This is a genomic window from Pseudomonas guariconensis (assembly GCF_015680235.1).
Taxonomy (GTDB): Bacteria; Pseudomonadota; Gammaproteobacteria; order Pseudomonadales; family Pseudomonadaceae; genus Aquipseudomonas; species Aquipseudomonas guariconensis_A.
Genome location: NZ_JADLJL010000001.1, coordinates 85,261 through 99,313, shown reverse-complemented (window position 1 = coordinate 99,313; position 14,053 = coordinate 85,261). Strand labels below are relative to the sequence as shown.

Genomic DNA, 14,053 nt, shown 5'->3' with positions numbered 1-14,053 from the left:
CAATTCGCGGTATAGCGCTGGTCGGTAGTACTTCGTTAGGCACCGGAAAAACGGGCGAGTACTTCGGAGAGAACTGGGGTGAAGTGCTCTATGACGCTACCTATGATTGATATCAGTGATTGGTCCAATGCCGCCAAGCTACTGCTGTTGGGCATGCCATTTTTGCTCATGCTGATGGGGATCGTGATAACGATTCATATTGCGGCCTCTCGTCATTTCCAAACTGTGTGCCGTGCGTTTGGAAGAAGCTCCGGGCTGAGCGAGGAAATCAAAGTATGGGGAACGCATTCTCTGCACGCACGGGCGCTTATCGTTTCAGCGATGAGCGCGGCTGTCATATGGCCTTCGATAGGGGTTCGTCGAGGGTGGTTGGATCCGAAAGATGTCGAGGAGCTTCCCCGATGCTTGAAGCGTCGCATCCAGATAGCAATAGGTTGTCTCTCTATCGGTGTCCTCTGGTTGTTTGCGATGTATCTCTTTCGATTCAAATCGTAGTCGTATCGCTTGACGCTTGCGCGTGGTGAGCGCCCGGTGCACCGCGCCGGGCGTTTTAGTTTTGCAGCGGCGAGGTCAGTTGCCCGTAAACGGAATACTCTGCACCACCTCCAGCTCATACCCGGCAAGCCCCGCGTACTTCAGTGGCGGCCCCAGGTGGCGCAGCTTGCCCACACCCAGGTCCTGGAGAATCTGCGCGCCGGTACCGACTTCCGAGTACACCTTCGACTGACCACGCTGGAACGGTTTGGCCGGGTGGGTCAGGTGCGGCACACGTTCGAGCAAGGCTTGGGAGGATTCGTGGTTGGCCAGGATCACCACCACCCCCACGCCTTCGGCGGCGACCTTCTGCAAGGCTGCCCACAACGTCCAGTTGGCGGGACCGGCATATTCGGCGCCGACCAGGTCGCGCAACGGGTCGATCACATGCACCCGTACCAGGGTCGGGTGGTCGCGGCGGATATCGCCCATCACCATGGCCATGTGTACGCCGCCTTCGATGCGGTCTTCGTAGGTCACCAGGCGGAAAGTGCCATGTACGGTGGGCAGCTCGCGCTCGCCGATGCGCTTGATGGTCTGCTCGGTGCTCAGGCGGTAGTGGATCAGGTCGGCGATGGTGCCGATCTTGATGCCATGGTGTTCGGCGAACAGCTCAAGGTCCGGGCGTCGGGCCATGGTGCCATCGTCGTTGAGCACTTCGACGATCACCGAGGCAGGGGCAAAGCCGGCCAGACGGGCCAGGTCGCAACCGGCCTCGGTGTGCCCGGCGCGGGTCAGCACGCCGCCTTCGCGGGCGCGCAGGGGGAAGATATGGCCTGGCTGCACCAGGTCTTCGGGGCGGGCGTCAGGGGCCATGGCTGCCGCCACGGTGCGGGCCCGGTCGGCGGCGGAAATACCGGTGGTGACGCCCGTCGCAGCCTCGATGGACACGGTGAAGGCGGTGCTGAACACGCTGCCGTTGGCCGGCACCATCTGTTCCAGACCCAGGCGCTGGCAATGTTCGTCGGTCAAGGTCAGGCAGATCAGCCCGCGCGCCTGGCGGGCCATGAAGTTGATGGCCTGTGCGTCACAGCGCTCGGCGGCGATCAGCAGGTCGCCCTCGTTTTCACGGTCTTCGTCGTCCACCAGCAAGACCATCTTGCCTTGCCGGTAGTCTTCGAGGAGTTCTTCGATGCTGTTGAAAGCCATGCTGCACACTCGCTGTGGTGGGGTGATTTTTATGGTATACCATCATACACAAATAACCTTTTACAGGAGAGCGATGGATGAAGGCCTACTGGATCGCCCATGTGGATGTCACCGACCCCGAGCAATACCAGCAGTACACCCAACGCGCCCCGGCAGCCTTCGCCGCGTTTGGCGGCCGTCTGCTGGCCCGTGGCGGGCGCAGCGAGGCGATGGAGGGAAGGCCTACCCCACAGCGTAGCGTGGTGATCGAATTCGATTCGTATGAACAGGCGCTGGCGTGCTACCGCTCGGAGGCCTATCAGGAGGCGTGCCGTTATCGGCAGGGGGGGGCGAAGGCCGAAGTGATCATCGTCGAGGGCGTTGCGCCCTGAGCGCCAACAGCGCAACAGGGCGCAATGTCCTAACCGGTGTGTTCGGGACTCAGTGCGCGTTGAGGTCCAATGCCAGATCCTTGGCCGCCTTTGCCGCCAGTATGCCCATGAGCTTGCTCATTTCATCCTGGCGCCCGATGCCACCTTCTGCACCACCCATCATGACGTTCGGGACAGGGGCTCGTGCTGCTGCATCGGCCCAGGCACGGTTGATCTGCACCAATGTCTCGAGCTTGATTTGCAAGGCACCGTCGGCCTTGAGCGAGGCCTCACGGGCGTAGGCTTCGGCGTCGGCGGTGATTTTGGTCGCTTCGGCATTGACCCTGGCCTTGTCCCGCAGTAATTCGGCGGTCTGCTTGTCTATCTCGGCGCGTCGGTTCTCTCGTTCGGCGTTGATCAACGTGAGTTGCTTTTCGGTTTCGGCTTCGGTGGTGCGCTCGATCTGCTGACGCAGGCTTTCTTGGCGCTTGGCCTCGACGTCCTTGGCGCCTCGAGCAGAAACCAGTTCCTTTTCTTCCTCCTCCTTCAACCGGTTCTGCCGGGCGACAGCCAGCTCCGCCAATGCCTGCTGCACACGAACCATCCGCTGCTGGTACTGCGGATTGGGGTCTATATGGGTGACCCGTGCATCGACCACTTCGACACCGAACAGGCGGAATTGCTGCTGCTTGCGCAGTTCCTGTCCATTCTTGTCGAGCTTCTTTTCGATGACGAAACGGGTCGAGGCGTTGTCCCCGAAGCTGCCCTGGTCCGTACCGGCTTGGAGAATGGCGGTTTGCGCTGGAAGATTGTCACGCTTGACGCGGATTTCCTTGCGGCTGGTGAGGTACAGGCCGTTACGTAACTGGTTCTCGAATTCAGCGCCGAAGTGGCTGCGGTTGCCGGCATAGTAGTCGTCTGCACTCATCAGCGACGCCGTGGCCTGGAGGGTTTCCTTGATCGCTGGCAGCAATGCACGCTGGAGGAAGTTGTCTGGCGTACGGTATTCCTGTGCGATTTTCAGAAATGCGTCCCCTGAGGGCAGGCGAAACTGGGTGCTGAATTCAGCCTTGGCATCGACATTGCCCAGGAACACGATGGGCAGGTTCTGCAGAACCACGGCAGCTTGTCCACGAGGCGCCTCATCCTGTTGATCCACCTGCAGGGCTGACTGAACGCCGATGGTGCGCCGCCAGATGGTGCTGCGACCAAACCATTTGGTCGCATAGCCGACATCCTCGACCACTTTCTCCTCACCGAAGATGGTGCGCACATGGGTCATCTGACCTGCCTCGTTGTAGAAGAATATCTTGTCGAAGAGCGTCGCGAGGACACCAAGGGCAACCACCGGGATGGCAATGACGGCGATGAGCTTGCGGTGCTTGTGTAAAAAGACGGGTTCAGCCTGTGGGCTTTTATGCATGGGATGCTCCTTATCCAGAGACCGGGCATGCTGACGATGGTCGCGGCTGGGGTCTGCCGGGATGATCAGCCCTCCTTGTGGGAGGCGTCGCACACTGTTGTGGGCAAGGCCTGTGCAGCACGAAGACGAGCTTTCAGGCGGGCGGGGCGACCGCGTTATGGCCAATGCCGACAGCAGGTTGGGAAAGGGCCGGTGCAAAGGCGCTTGATCCGGTGTATCCTTCATTTGACGTTTTTGAATCACCAAATGAGGTGAGCATGATCGAGACGACCAAGCAAGCACCAGCCCGTCGTGCGCGTTATGCCACGATCGAAGGTGGGCGCAAGGCAGCGCTCGAGGTCCGCGAGGCGGGCAGTACGTTCTGGGGCTATTCCAAGGCCCACGGCCAGTTGACCGAGGCCCAGCGCCTGTTACAGATCCGCGACGGGCTGCCGGCCAGGCTCTATCAGGAAGTCAAGCGCCTGTTCAGCCTGCCGGAAAAACAGCTGGCGGCATTGTTCAATGCATCGATTTCGACCCTCGAGCGCCGTGTGCGCGACAACCAGCCGCTCGATGCCGTGGCGTCCGAACGCCTGGACCGCATCGCCGAAATCACCCATCAAGCGGTGGCGGTTTTCGAAGGCGAGGAGCCGGCCGTGGCCTGGATGTCCCGGCCCAATGATGCGCTCGGCGGCATGGCCCCGGTGCTGCTGTGCGAGACCGAGATCGGCGCCAAGCAGGTACGCCGGGCGCTCGTGGCCCTGGAATGGGGTGGCGTCGTCTGATGCTGGCCTGGCGCGTCGCCAAGGCTTCCCGGGCGGATGACCTCAGTGGCAGGGGCGCGGCCATCGTTGGCGGGCGCTGGAACCAGATCGACGTGCCGGCGTTGTACATGGGCTTGTCGCCGGCGATCTGCACGCTGGAGACCTTCGTCCATGCCGCCGGGCGCCCACGTTTTCCACTCACGATCACCTGTTTCGAGCTGCCCGATGATCCGGCGTTGTACCTGGAGCCTGCAGCCGACGAGCTGCCTGCCGGCTGGGATGCGTTGCCGGCCGACAACCCCAGCATGTTGTTCGGCACTCGCTGGCTCGAAGCGCGTAGCCACCTGGGGCTCATCGTACCTTCGGTAGTCCTGCAACTGGAGCGCAACCTGGTGGTCAACCCGCTGCACCCGGCGGTACGCGAGGTCCGCGTGCGCGACGTGTTCGATTTCGCCTATGACGAGCGGATGTTCAAGGTGCGCACGGATTGATCGGCCTCACATATATGAGCCCTGCGGGGGCTTGGTGGGAGCCGGCTTGCCGGCGATTGGGCTACCGCGCAGCCCTACAAATACCAACCCATCAACGAATGAAGTGCACCTTGCCCGTATCGTCGTTGCCCATGTAGATACCGTACACCCCGGCCTGGCGCTCCAGGATGTAGCGCTCGAGGATCTGGCGAATAGCAGGGTAGTAGATCTCGTCCCAGGGAATCTCGTCGGGTGCGAAGAAGCGGTAGGCGAGGGTCTCGGGGCCGTACTGGCCGGTCTCTTGCGTGGCGATGGCGCGGAAGATGATGTACACCTCGCTGATCTTGGGCACGCTGAAGATCGAATAGGGCGAAACGATCTCGCCGCGCACGCCGCTTTCCTCCCAGACCTCGCGCAAGGCGGCCTGTTCGGTGGTCTCGCCGGCCTCCATGAAGCCGGCCGGCAAGGTCCAGGTGCCGGGGCGAGGAGGGATGGCGCGCTGGCACAGCAGGTACTTGCCATCGCGCTCTATGATGCAGCCGGCGATGATCTTGGGGTTGATGTAGTGGACATAGCCACACCCGGCGCAATGCAGGCGTTCATGGGTGTCGCCGCTGGGAATGCCCCGAGCGAGCTCCGTGGTGCAGTGCGGGCAATAGCGCGGGGCGGGGGGCATGGTCAGCGGCCTATGCGAGGGTCTTTGAGGGGCAGGGGTTCGACGATGTCGCGGATCTTGGCGTTGTCTTCCTGTTTCTGACGCAGGTAGTCCAGGGCCACCTTGGCGGCGGCGCGTACGTGGTCTACCGAGGCCTGGTGCGCACGCTGCGGGTCGCCGCTCTTGATTGCCTCGACGATTTTTTCCATTTCCTGGTTGCTCGCGCCGCGACGGTTTTCCTGGGACACCGAGGTGGCGCGCAGGTAGCTGATGCGGGCCTGCAACTGGCGCAGCTGCTGGGCGGCGACCTGGTTGCCGGAGCCTTCCAGGAGTACGTCGTAGAAGCCCTGCACCGACTCCAGCACCTGTTGCAGCTCGCCTTCTTCCAGGGCTTCGCGGTTGACTTCCAAGGCACGCTCCAGCGCACGGATGTCCTTGGCCTTGGCATTGAGCGTGAACAGCTGGACGATCAGCCCTTCGAGCACGCAGCGCAGCTCATAGATATCGCGGGCGTCTTCAAGGGTGATGATCGCCACACGCGGGCCCTTGGCGTCGGCGAACTCCACCAGGCCTTCGGATTCGAGGTGGCGTAGCGCTTCGCGAACCGAGGTGCGGCTGACCCCGAGGCGGTCGCAGAGGTCGCGTTCGACCAGGCGATCGCCGGGCAGCAGATGGAAGTTCATGATCGCCCCACGCAGTTTGTCGAGCACGATTTCGCGCAGGGTAACGGGGTTGCGGTTGACCTTGAAGCTGTCGTCGAGGGGCTGGCGTTTCATCGAATGCGCTCTGAATGAGGCTGCCCGGACGCGGCCTGGGGAGCACCACGAACCTGGGGCGCTCTCCTTGCGTGGTTCGAACAGCCCGCTGTTAACGGGTTGACTCCGCATCGGCTTCGGCGAACGCCTCGCGGGCCAGGCGGAAGCTGTCCACCGCCGCGGGTACGCCGCAATAAATGCCGACCTGGAGCAGGATCTCGCGTATCTGTTCACGGCTCAGGCCATTTCGCAAGGCGCCGCGAATGTGCAGCTTGAGCTCGTGGGGCCGGTTGAGCGCGGAAATCATGGCCAAGTTTATCATGCTGCGCTCTTTGAGCGACAAGCCATCGCGGCCCCAGACGTGGCCCCAGCAATATTCGGTGACCAGCTCCTGCAACGGCTTCGTGAAGTCGTCGGCGTTCTGGATGGAACGATTGACGTAGTCCTCACCCAGCACCTGGGTGCGTATCTGCAGGCCTTTTTCGTATTTCTCGTTGCTCATGTGCCGTGCTCCTGCGTGGAAAAAAAAGGGGCCGCAACCGAAGGTGAGGGGGTATGCGCGGCCCCCGGAAAGTGCCGGCGCTGCGTTGCAGTCCATCGCGGGGCAAGCCCGCTCCTACAAGGGCTGCGTCGTGTAGCCGTGGGCTTGTCCCGCGATGGCGCGCGCAGCGGCCCAATCAACCCAGCGTGGGCAGCGCCCCGAGCTTGCCCTTGTGATACACCATAGGCGTCACCGGCTCGGCCGGCAGGATCAGGTTCTTCACCTGGCCGACGATGATCGCGTGGTCGCCTCCGTCGTATTCGCGCCACAGCTCGCATTCGATGATCGCCGTGGCCTTGGCCAGCAGCGGGTTGCCCAGCTCGCTCAGGTGCCACTCCACCCCTTTGGCCTTGTCCTTGCCCTTGCCGGCGAAGGCATAGGCCTCGGCGGTCTGGTCGGCGGACAACAGGTGGATGGCGAACTGCTTGCTGTCGCGCAGGATCGGGTAGGTGTCGGACGCGTAGTTGGGGCAGAACAGCACCAGCGCCGGGTCGATCGACAGCGCGCTGAAGGCACTGGCGGTGATGCCGACGATGGCGCCGTCGGCGTCCAGGGTGGTGACCACCGTGACGCCGGACGGGAAGGAGCCCATTACGTCTTTGTAGATGCCTGGTTCGATCATCTTCGTGCCCTCGGTCAACGCATCACGAACGGGTCGGGCATGGGCGCGGTGGAGAGGTTGATCCACACCGTCTTCAGCTCGGTATAGGCGAGCACCGAGTCGATGCCGCTTTCGCGGCCGTAGCCGCTGTTCTTGAAACCACCGATCGGTGCCATGGCCGAGACTGCGCGATACGTGTTGACCCAGATGATGCCCGAGCGCACGTCGCGGGCCAGGCGGTGGGCACGGCCCAGGTCGCGGGTCCAGATGCCGGCGGCGAGGCCGAACTGCGAGTCGTTGGCGATGGCCAGGGCTTCTTGCTCGGTCTTGAAGCGGATCACCGCCGCTACCGGGCCGAACACTTCTTCTTGCATGATCTTCATCGAGTTGCTGTCGCACTCGAACAGGGTCGGTTCATAGAACCAGCCATCACCCTCGACCTCGGCGCGCTTGCCGCCCAGGTGCAGCTTGGCGCCCTCGGCCTTGGCGGCGGCGACCAGGCCTTCCACCACGGCCAGCTGTTGAGCGGTGGCCATCGGGCCCATCTCGCTGGCGTCGTCCTGGGGGTTGCCGATGCGGATGCGCTTTGCACGTTCCACCAGGCGCGAGACGAACTCGTCGAAGATCTCGTCCTGCACCAGCAGGCGCGAACCTGCCACGCAGCTTTGCCCGGAGGCAGCATAGATACCGGCGACGGCACCATTGATGGCGCTGTCCAGGTCGGCATCGGCGAAGATGATGTTCGGCGACTTGCCGCCCAGTTCCAGCGACAGCTTGGCGAAGTTCTCGGCGCTGCTGCGCACCACGTGGCGGGCGGTCGCGGCGCCGCCGGTGAAGGCGATCTTGCGCACCAGTGGGTGGCGGGTCAGCGCCGCACCGGTGCTGGGGCCGAAGCCTGTGACTACGTTGACCACACCTGCCGGGAAGCCGGCTTCATGGGCCAGCCGTGCCAACTCCAGGATGGTCGCCGAGGCATGCTCGGACGGCTTGAGCACGATGGTGTTGCCGGCGGCCAGCGCCGGAGCCAGCTTGATCGCGGTCAGGTACAGCGGGCTGTTCCAGGGGATGATCCCGGCCACCACGCCGATGGGTTCGTGCACGGTGTAGGCGAACAGATCCGGCTTGTCCAGGGGCAGGGTGCCGCCTTCGAGCTTGTCGGCCAGGCCCGCGGTGTAATGGAAGAACTCCGGCAGGTAGCCGACCTGACCGCGGGTTTCGCGGATCAGCTTGCCGTTGTCGCGGCTCTCCAGCTGGGCCAGGTGTTCCTTGTTCTCGGCGATCAGGTCGCCCAGGCGGCGCAGCAGCTTGCCGCGCGCAGTGGCGGTCAGGCCACGCCAGGCCGGGTTTTCGAAGGCACGCTGGGCGGCTTGCACGGCCAGCTCGACGTCGGCTTCATCGGCATCGGGCAGTTGCGCCCAGGCCTTGGCGGTCGCCGGGTCGAGGCTGTCGAAAGTTTTGGCGCTCTGCGCATCGCACCATTGGCCGTCGATGCACATCTGGAAACGTACGAGGGTCATGCCACTATCCCCTTGGCGGATTCGGTGAACGTGCGGGCTTGCTTGAGGAAGTCCAGCAGCATCTTATTGACTTCGCGTGGCGCCTCCACCGGCATCATGTGCCGTTGTTCGGCCAGCACTACGCTGCGTGCCCCTGGGATACGCGCCGCCAGCTGGCGGGCCATGTCCGGGGTCGAGCCCAGGTCATGCTCGCCGGTGGCGATCAGTGCTGGTACCTGGATGCTGCCCAGATCCTCGGCGCGGTACATGTCCTGGGTGGCAAACAATTTATAGGTGGTCAGGTAGCCCTGCGGGTCATTGCCGGCGAGGGTCTGACGAATGGCCGCGACCTGGGCCGGGTTGGCCGCCTGGTATTCGCGGCTGAACCAGCGTGCCAGGGCCGCCTCGGCATTGGCATCGGGGCCGTGTTCAGCGGCCTGGGCGGCACGGGCGATGACGCCGGCGCTCTGCTCGGGGCTGCGGTTGAACACGCTGTTGAGCACCACCAGCGCCGCCAGGCGCTGCGGGTAGTGCAGGGCGAAGGCGCGGGCGACCAGGCCGCCCATGGAGAAACCGATGACCGTGGCCTGCGCAACCTGCAGGTGGTCGAGCAGTTCGGCCAGCTGGGCAGCGTAGCCGGCAAGGTCGGTATCGGCGGCAGGGCGCGGGCTCTGGCCGTGGCCGAGCATGTCGTAGGCGATGACGCGGTAGTCGTTGGACAGGCCGACGAATTGCCCGCCCCACATTTCCTTGTTAAGGCCCACGCCGTGGATCAGCACCACAGGCTGGCCCTGGCCGAGGCTCAGGTAGCTGGTCCCGGCGGGTGTACGTTCAGCAACAGGCTGAATCATGGAGGGCGCTCCTCGATGGTCGGGCGTGGCAGCAGTGCTTGCGCGCAACGCCCCGGCCCGTCTGGTTGTTGTTATTGAGCGTTGGCCTTCTCGGCGGCCAGTTCTTCCAGGTCGATGTAACGGTTGCCGATGCGTGGGTGCAGACGGCCGCCGTCGGCCGCGCCCAGGACCACGACGATCTCGTCGGCGCGCGGGGCGTCTTCGATCTGCATTTCCAGGGTGATGTAGTGCGAACGCAGGCCTTCGTCGTCCTTCTGCATCATCGGGATCTGGATCGAGGTGCCCGGGCCACCACGCTTGTTGGTGAAGCTCAGGTAGCTCTTGGCCTGGACGGCTTCGCGGTAGTGGTTACCGAAGCGCAGGGTGTGGATGACGGCCGACGCGTGCTCGATCTCGCCGTCGGCACCGACCACGGCCGCCTTGCCATAGGCTTCGATCTTGTCGGCACCGCCGATCGCCGCGCACAGGCGCTCGACCATCAATGCACCCAGGTCGGAGCAGTTGGCGCGGATTTCCGGCTTGAGGTCCTCGACGAAACCGCGACCGGCCCATGGGTTCTTGATCACCACGGCCAGGCCGACCATGGTCACCGGCTTGTCGGTGGCCTTGCCGCCTTCGATGCGGGTCTCTTCGGAGTAGGTGACGATCTTGCGGATTTCGAAACTCATGGAGGGCTCCTGTGAGGGTTATCAGCTCTTGTTGTCTGATGGTATACCATAATACTGGTTGTGCAAGAGGTTGCCTGAAATTTATGTGACGGGGCGGATGAAAGGCGCAGTGGTCGGGATTTTTAACGTCTGGAAAATCGAGCGCCGCCCGCGCGGCGCATCGCGAGCTGCGCTCGCTCCTATGTTTGTTTACGGCCAGTAACGCCTGTGGCAGGCGCGCGCGACCGCCTGGTTCGTACAACACAGTCTCGCGTCAGGCGCCAAGGCGTCCGCGCGAAAATCCCACAGGATTAATTGGCCCGACACAAACGTAGGAGCGAGCGCAGCTCGCGATGCGCCGCGCGGGCGGCGCTCGATCTCTCAGGCGCTTCAGCATCGAAACCTGCGCCCAACTAACAAAACTCAGGCGAACGCCGGCACCACTTCCTTGATGAACAGCTCCAGCGACTTCTTCTTCTCGGCATGAGGCAGGCTGTTGTCGCACCAGAAGCTGAACTCGTCGACGCCCAGCTCCTGGTAGTACTTGATGCGCGCGATGATCTGCTCGGGCGTGCCGATCATGGTGTTCTTGCGGATGTTCTCCAGCTCGAATGCTGGTACCTCGGCGAACTTCGACTCCGGGCTCGGCTCGAGGAAGCCGTTGACCGGGGTGGTCTTGTTGCCGAACCAGGCATCGAAGGTGCGGTAGAAGCGCGAAATGGCCTGGGCGCCGACCTTCCAGCCCTCCGGTTCGTCCGGGCTGTGCACGTGGGTGTGGCGCAGCACCATCAGTTGCGGGCGCGGCACCTCGGGGTTGTTGTCCAGGGCTGCCTGGAACTTGTTTTTCAGGTCCAGGACTTCCTCGTCACCCTTCATCAGTGGGGTGACCATGACGTTGCAACCGTGCTTGACCGCGAAGTTGTGCGAGTCCGGGTCGCGGGCCGCGATCCACATCGGCGGCATGCCTGCCTGTACCGGCTTGGGCACGCTGGTCGAGGTTGGGAAGTTGTACACCTCGCCTGCGTGGGCATAGTCGCCCTGCCACAGCTGGCGTACCGCCGGGACCATCTCGCGCAGAGCCTTGCCGCCATCGGTGGCGGGCATGCCGTTGGCCATGCGGTCGAATTCGAACTGGTAGGCGCCCCGGGCCAGGCCCACTTCCATGCGCCCGTTGCTGATCACATCGAGCAGGGCGCATTCGCCGGCCACGCGGATCGGATTCCAGAACGGGGCGATGATGGTGCCGGCGCCCAGGCGGATGGTCTCGGTGCGCGCAGCCAGATACGCCAGCAGCGGCATGGGGCTGGGCGAAATGGTGTACTCCATGGCGTGGTGTTCGCCGATCCATACGGTGCTGAAACCGCCGCGCTCGGCCATCAGGGTCAGTTCGGTCAGGTCTTCGAACAGCTGGCGGTGGCTGACCTGTTCATCCCAACGTTCCATGTGCACGAACAACGAAAATTTCATGGGGTTTTCCTCGGAGCTTGTTGTTATCGCCTGCCTGGGGGCAGGCGGTCAGATCTGATCACTGCATGGCACCGGCGTTGCCGGTGATCGCGGGCAAGCCCGCTCCCACGGAGCCTTGCGTCTAACGGTAATTCAGGCGAAGGCCGGCAGGCTGGCCATCTTGCCGCGGCAGTAGACCATCGGCCGTGGCGCCTCCTCGGGCACGATCAGGTTATGCACCTTGCCGACCATGATGGCGTGGTCACCGCCTTCGTATTCGCGCCACAGCTCGCACTCGATGATCGCGGTGGCGTTGGCCAGCAGCGGGTTGCCGAGCTCGCTCAGCGACCATTCGATGCCAGCGGCCTTGTCCTTGCCTTTCTTGGCGAAGGCGTAGGCTTCGGCCTGCTGTTCACCGGAAAGCAGGTGGATGGCGAAGCGCTTCTGTTTGATCAGCACGGGGTAGGAGTCGGAGCTGTAGTTGGGGCAGAACAGCACCAGTGGCGGGTCCATGGACAGGGACGAGAAGGCACTGGCCGTGAGACCGACGATCGAGCCGTCGTCGTCCAGGGTGGTGATGACCGTGACGCCGGACGGGAAGGAGCCCAGGACGTTCTTGTAGACGGTTGCGTCGATCATGGCGTGTTCCTCGGGTAGGGCAGCGGTGGTCCGCGTTTTTATCGTTGATGTGTCTGATGGTATACCGTAATACCTCGATTGCAAGCAGAATTTTTCCTACAGGTTCATAGGCGATAAACGGTCAAGGCCGCGAATTCAGTGGGTTTGTCGGCTAAATAGAGGCTTCGAGGCGGGGCGCGAGGCGGATCAGATGCGCCGAAAAAGCACAGTGCAGTGTTGTCAAAAGCTTGGAATACCATAATATGGTGCGCAGCTGAGAGGCCGCCTTGAGCGGTTTCCTACAAAGATAAAAAACGACCTTTCGAGCTGAAAACCATGTCCCAACCGTCGTCGCAACACCAGTTTGTCGAAAATCACACGGTCGATTACGTTCCCCCTGCCGAGCGCCATGGGAAGGCGCGCGACCTGTTCACCCTCTGGTTCAGTACCAACATCGCGCCGCTGCCTATCGTCACCGGTGCCATGGTGGTCCAGGTGTTCCACCTGAACCTGGTGTGGGGCTTGCTCGCCATCGTGCTGGGTCATCTGCTGGGTGGCGTGGTCATCGCCCTGGCCTCTGCGCAGGGACCGCAGCTGGGCATCCCGCAGATGGTGCAGAGCCGCGGGCAGTTCGGGCGTTACGGCGCCTTGCTGATCGTGTTCTTCACCGCACTGATCTATGTCGGGTTCTTCATTTCCAACATCGTGCTGGCGGGCAAGTCGATCCATGGCATCGCCCCCAGCGTGCCGATGCCCACGGCGATCGTCGTCGGCGCCCTGAGCGCCACGGCCATCGGCGTGATCGGCTACCGCTTCATCCATACCCTCAACCGCATCGGCACCTGGGTGATGGGCTCGGCGCTGCTGGCAGGCTTCGTCATGATGTTCAGTCAGGCGCTGCCGGCGGACTTCTTCAGCCGCGGCGCGTTCAACCTGTCCGGGTTCGTCGCCACTGTATCGCTGGGGGTGATCTGGCAGATCAGCTTCTCACCGTATACCTCCGACTATTCGCGCTACCTGCCGCGTGAAGTGGGTATCGCCAGGCCGTTCTGGGCCACCTATTTTGGCGCGACCTTGGGGACTATCCTGTGCTTCAGCTTCGGGGTGGTGGCGGTGCTGTGCGTGCCTGAAGGCACCGACGCCATGGCGGCGGTGGAACAAGCCACGGGCTGGCTGGGGCCGGTGCTGATGGTGCTGTTCCTGTGCAACATCATCAGCCACAACGCGCTCAACCTGTACGGTGCGGTGCTGTCGATCGTCACCGCCATCCAGACCTTCGCGGCCCAGTGGACGCCGAGCGTCAAGGTACGGGTGGTGCTTGCCACGGTGATTCTGGCGGCGTGCGGGCTGGTGGCGCTCAATGCCTCGGCCGACTTCATCGGGCAATTCATCGGCCTGATCCTGGCGCTGCTGTTGGTGCTGGTGCCCTGGGCGTCGATCAACCTGATCGACTTCTACCTGATCAAGAAGGGCGTGTACGACATCGCCTCGATCTTCCGCGCCGATGGCGGCATCTATGGGCGCTTCAACCACCACGCGATCATTGCCTATGCCTGCGGCATCCTGGTGCAGTTGCCGTTCGCCAACACATCGCTGTATGTCGGCCCGTATTCGAACCTGGTGGAAGGGGCGGACCTGTCGTGGCTGTTCGGGCTGCTGGTGACCTGCCCGCTGTACTACTGCCTGGCGACCCGTGGCAAGGCGCCGGCCAAGGTGGGCCGGGTGGTGAGTGTCAACGAATAAGCAGACAGAAGGGCTAATGCCGAATGCCTGT

Annotated in this window: 15 protein-coding genes; 4 read left to right on the top strand and 11 right to left on the bottom strand. The window is 63.1% G+C overall.

All coding sequences use genetic code 11. From position 1 onward, the window contains the following. Positions 1-570 precede the first annotated feature (570 nt). A complete protein-coding gene (gene ribBA, locus IRZ56_RS00415) occupies positions 571-1,683 on the bottom strand; it encodes a bifunctional 3,4-dihydroxy-2-butanone-4-phosphate synthase/GTP cyclohydrolase II (protein ID WP_196143087.1) in 1,113 nt (370 codons plus the stop codon). Positions 1,684-1,760: 77 nt separating this feature from the next. Here ribBA and IRZ56_RS00410 point away from each other — a divergent pair, with 77 nt between their 5' ends. Continuing rightward, the gene (locus IRZ56_RS00410; RefSeq protein WP_196143086.1) at positions 1,761-2,054 is read left to right on the top strand and encodes a DUF1330 domain-containing protein; all 294 of its coding nucleotides are present in this window, start codon (positions 1,761-1,763) and stop codon (positions 2,052-2,054) included. A gap of 49 nt (positions 2,055-2,103) precedes the next feature. Here the strand turns inward: IRZ56_RS00410 and IRZ56_RS00405 are convergent, their stop codons facing one another. Continuing rightward, positions 2,104-3,456, bottom strand: a complete 1,353-nt coding sequence (locus IRZ56_RS00405; RefSeq protein WP_196143357.1) for an SPFH domain-containing protein — start codon at positions 3,454-3,456, stop codon at positions 2,104-2,106. 257 nt (positions 3,457-3,713) lie between these two features. On the opposite strand from IRZ56_RS00405, the gene IRZ56_RS00400 reads away from it, so the two are divergent. Together IRZ56_RS00400 and IRZ56_RS00395 are read left to right on the top strand one after the other, a co-directional pair. Further along, the gene (locus IRZ56_RS00400; protein WP_196143085.1) at positions 3,714-4,220 is read left to right on the top strand and encodes an antitoxin Xre/MbcA/ParS toxin-binding domain-containing protein; all 507 of its coding nucleotides are present in this window, start codon (positions 3,714-3,716) and stop codon (positions 4,218-4,220) included. Continuing rightward, positions 4,202-4,690: an RES family NAD+ phosphorylase gene (locus tag IRZ56_RS00395; protein WP_328303998.1), complete on the top strand. Its 489-nt coding sequence runs from the start codon at positions 4,202-4,204 to the stop codon at positions 4,688-4,690. The genes IRZ56_RS00400 and IRZ56_RS00395 overlap by 19 nt, the downstream gene beginning before the upstream one ends. A gap of 91 nt (positions 4,691-4,781) precedes the next feature. Here the strand turns inward: IRZ56_RS00395 and IRZ56_RS00390 are convergent, their stop codons facing one another. The 9 genes from IRZ56_RS00390 to IRZ56_RS00350 all read right to left on the bottom strand — a co-directional run bounded on the left by IRZ56_RS00390 (position 4,782) and on the right by IRZ56_RS00350 (position 12,300). Then, complete coding sequence (locus IRZ56_RS00390; protein ID WP_196143084.1) at positions 4,782-5,345, bottom strand: NUDIX hydrolase; 564 nt, start codon at positions 5,343-5,345, stop codon at positions 4,782-4,784. A 2-nt stretch (positions 5,346-5,347) separates the two neighbouring features. After that, a complete protein-coding gene (locus tag IRZ56_RS00385) occupies positions 5,348-6,100 on the bottom strand; it encodes a GntR family transcriptional regulator (protein ID WP_196143083.1) in 753 nt (250 codons plus the stop codon). 91 nt (positions 6,101-6,191) lie between these two features. Further along, complete coding sequence (locus IRZ56_RS00380; RefSeq protein ID WP_012314144.1) at positions 6,192-6,581, bottom strand: carboxymuconolactone decarboxylase family protein; 390 nt, start codon at positions 6,579-6,581, stop codon at positions 6,192-6,194. Between the two features lie 175 nt (positions 6,582-6,756). Beyond that, a complete protein-coding gene (locus IRZ56_RS00375; RefSeq protein ID WP_196143082.1) occupies positions 6,757-7,242 on the bottom strand; it encodes a flavin reductase family protein in 486 nt (161 codons plus the stop codon). Between the two features lie 14 nt (positions 7,243-7,256). Further along, on the bottom strand, positions 7,257-8,738 hold the full coding sequence (locus IRZ56_RS00370) for an aldehyde dehydrogenase (RefSeq protein WP_196143081.1): 1,482 nt from the start codon (positions 8,736-8,738) through the stop codon (positions 7,257-7,259). Beyond that, on the bottom strand, positions 8,735-9,568 hold the full coding sequence (locus IRZ56_RS00365; protein ID WP_196143080.1) for an alpha/beta fold hydrolase: 834 nt from the start codon (positions 9,566-9,568) through the stop codon (positions 8,735-8,737). The genes IRZ56_RS00370 and IRZ56_RS00365 overlap by 4 nt, the downstream gene beginning before the upstream one ends. Before the next feature lie 71 nt (positions 9,569-9,639). After that, positions 9,640-10,236, bottom strand: coding sequence for an amino acid synthesis family protein (locus IRZ56_RS00360; RefSeq protein WP_084853534.1), 597 nt, complete (start codon positions 10,234-10,236; stop codon positions 9,640-9,642). 402 nt (positions 10,237-10,638) lie between these two features. Further along, positions 10,639-11,682: an LLM class flavin-dependent oxidoreductase gene (locus IRZ56_RS00355; RefSeq protein ID WP_196143079.1), complete on the bottom strand. Its 1,044-nt coding sequence runs from the start codon at positions 11,680-11,682 to the stop codon at positions 10,639-10,641. A gap of 132 nt (positions 11,683-11,814) precedes the next feature. Continuing rightward, positions 11,815-12,300 (bottom strand): flavin reductase family protein, encoded by a 486-nt coding sequence (locus IRZ56_RS00350; RefSeq protein WP_196143078.1) that lies wholly within the window; start codon positions 12,298-12,300, stop codon positions 11,815-11,817. Between the two features lie 315 nt (positions 12,301-12,615). Between IRZ56_RS00350 and IRZ56_RS00345 the strand changes: the two genes are divergently transcribed. Then, positions 12,616-14,022, top strand: a complete 1,407-nt coding sequence (locus IRZ56_RS00345) for a purine-cytosine permease family protein (protein WP_196143077.1) — start codon at positions 12,616-12,618, stop codon at positions 14,020-14,022. The last annotated feature ends 31 nt before the right edge of the window (positions 14,023-14,053 follow it).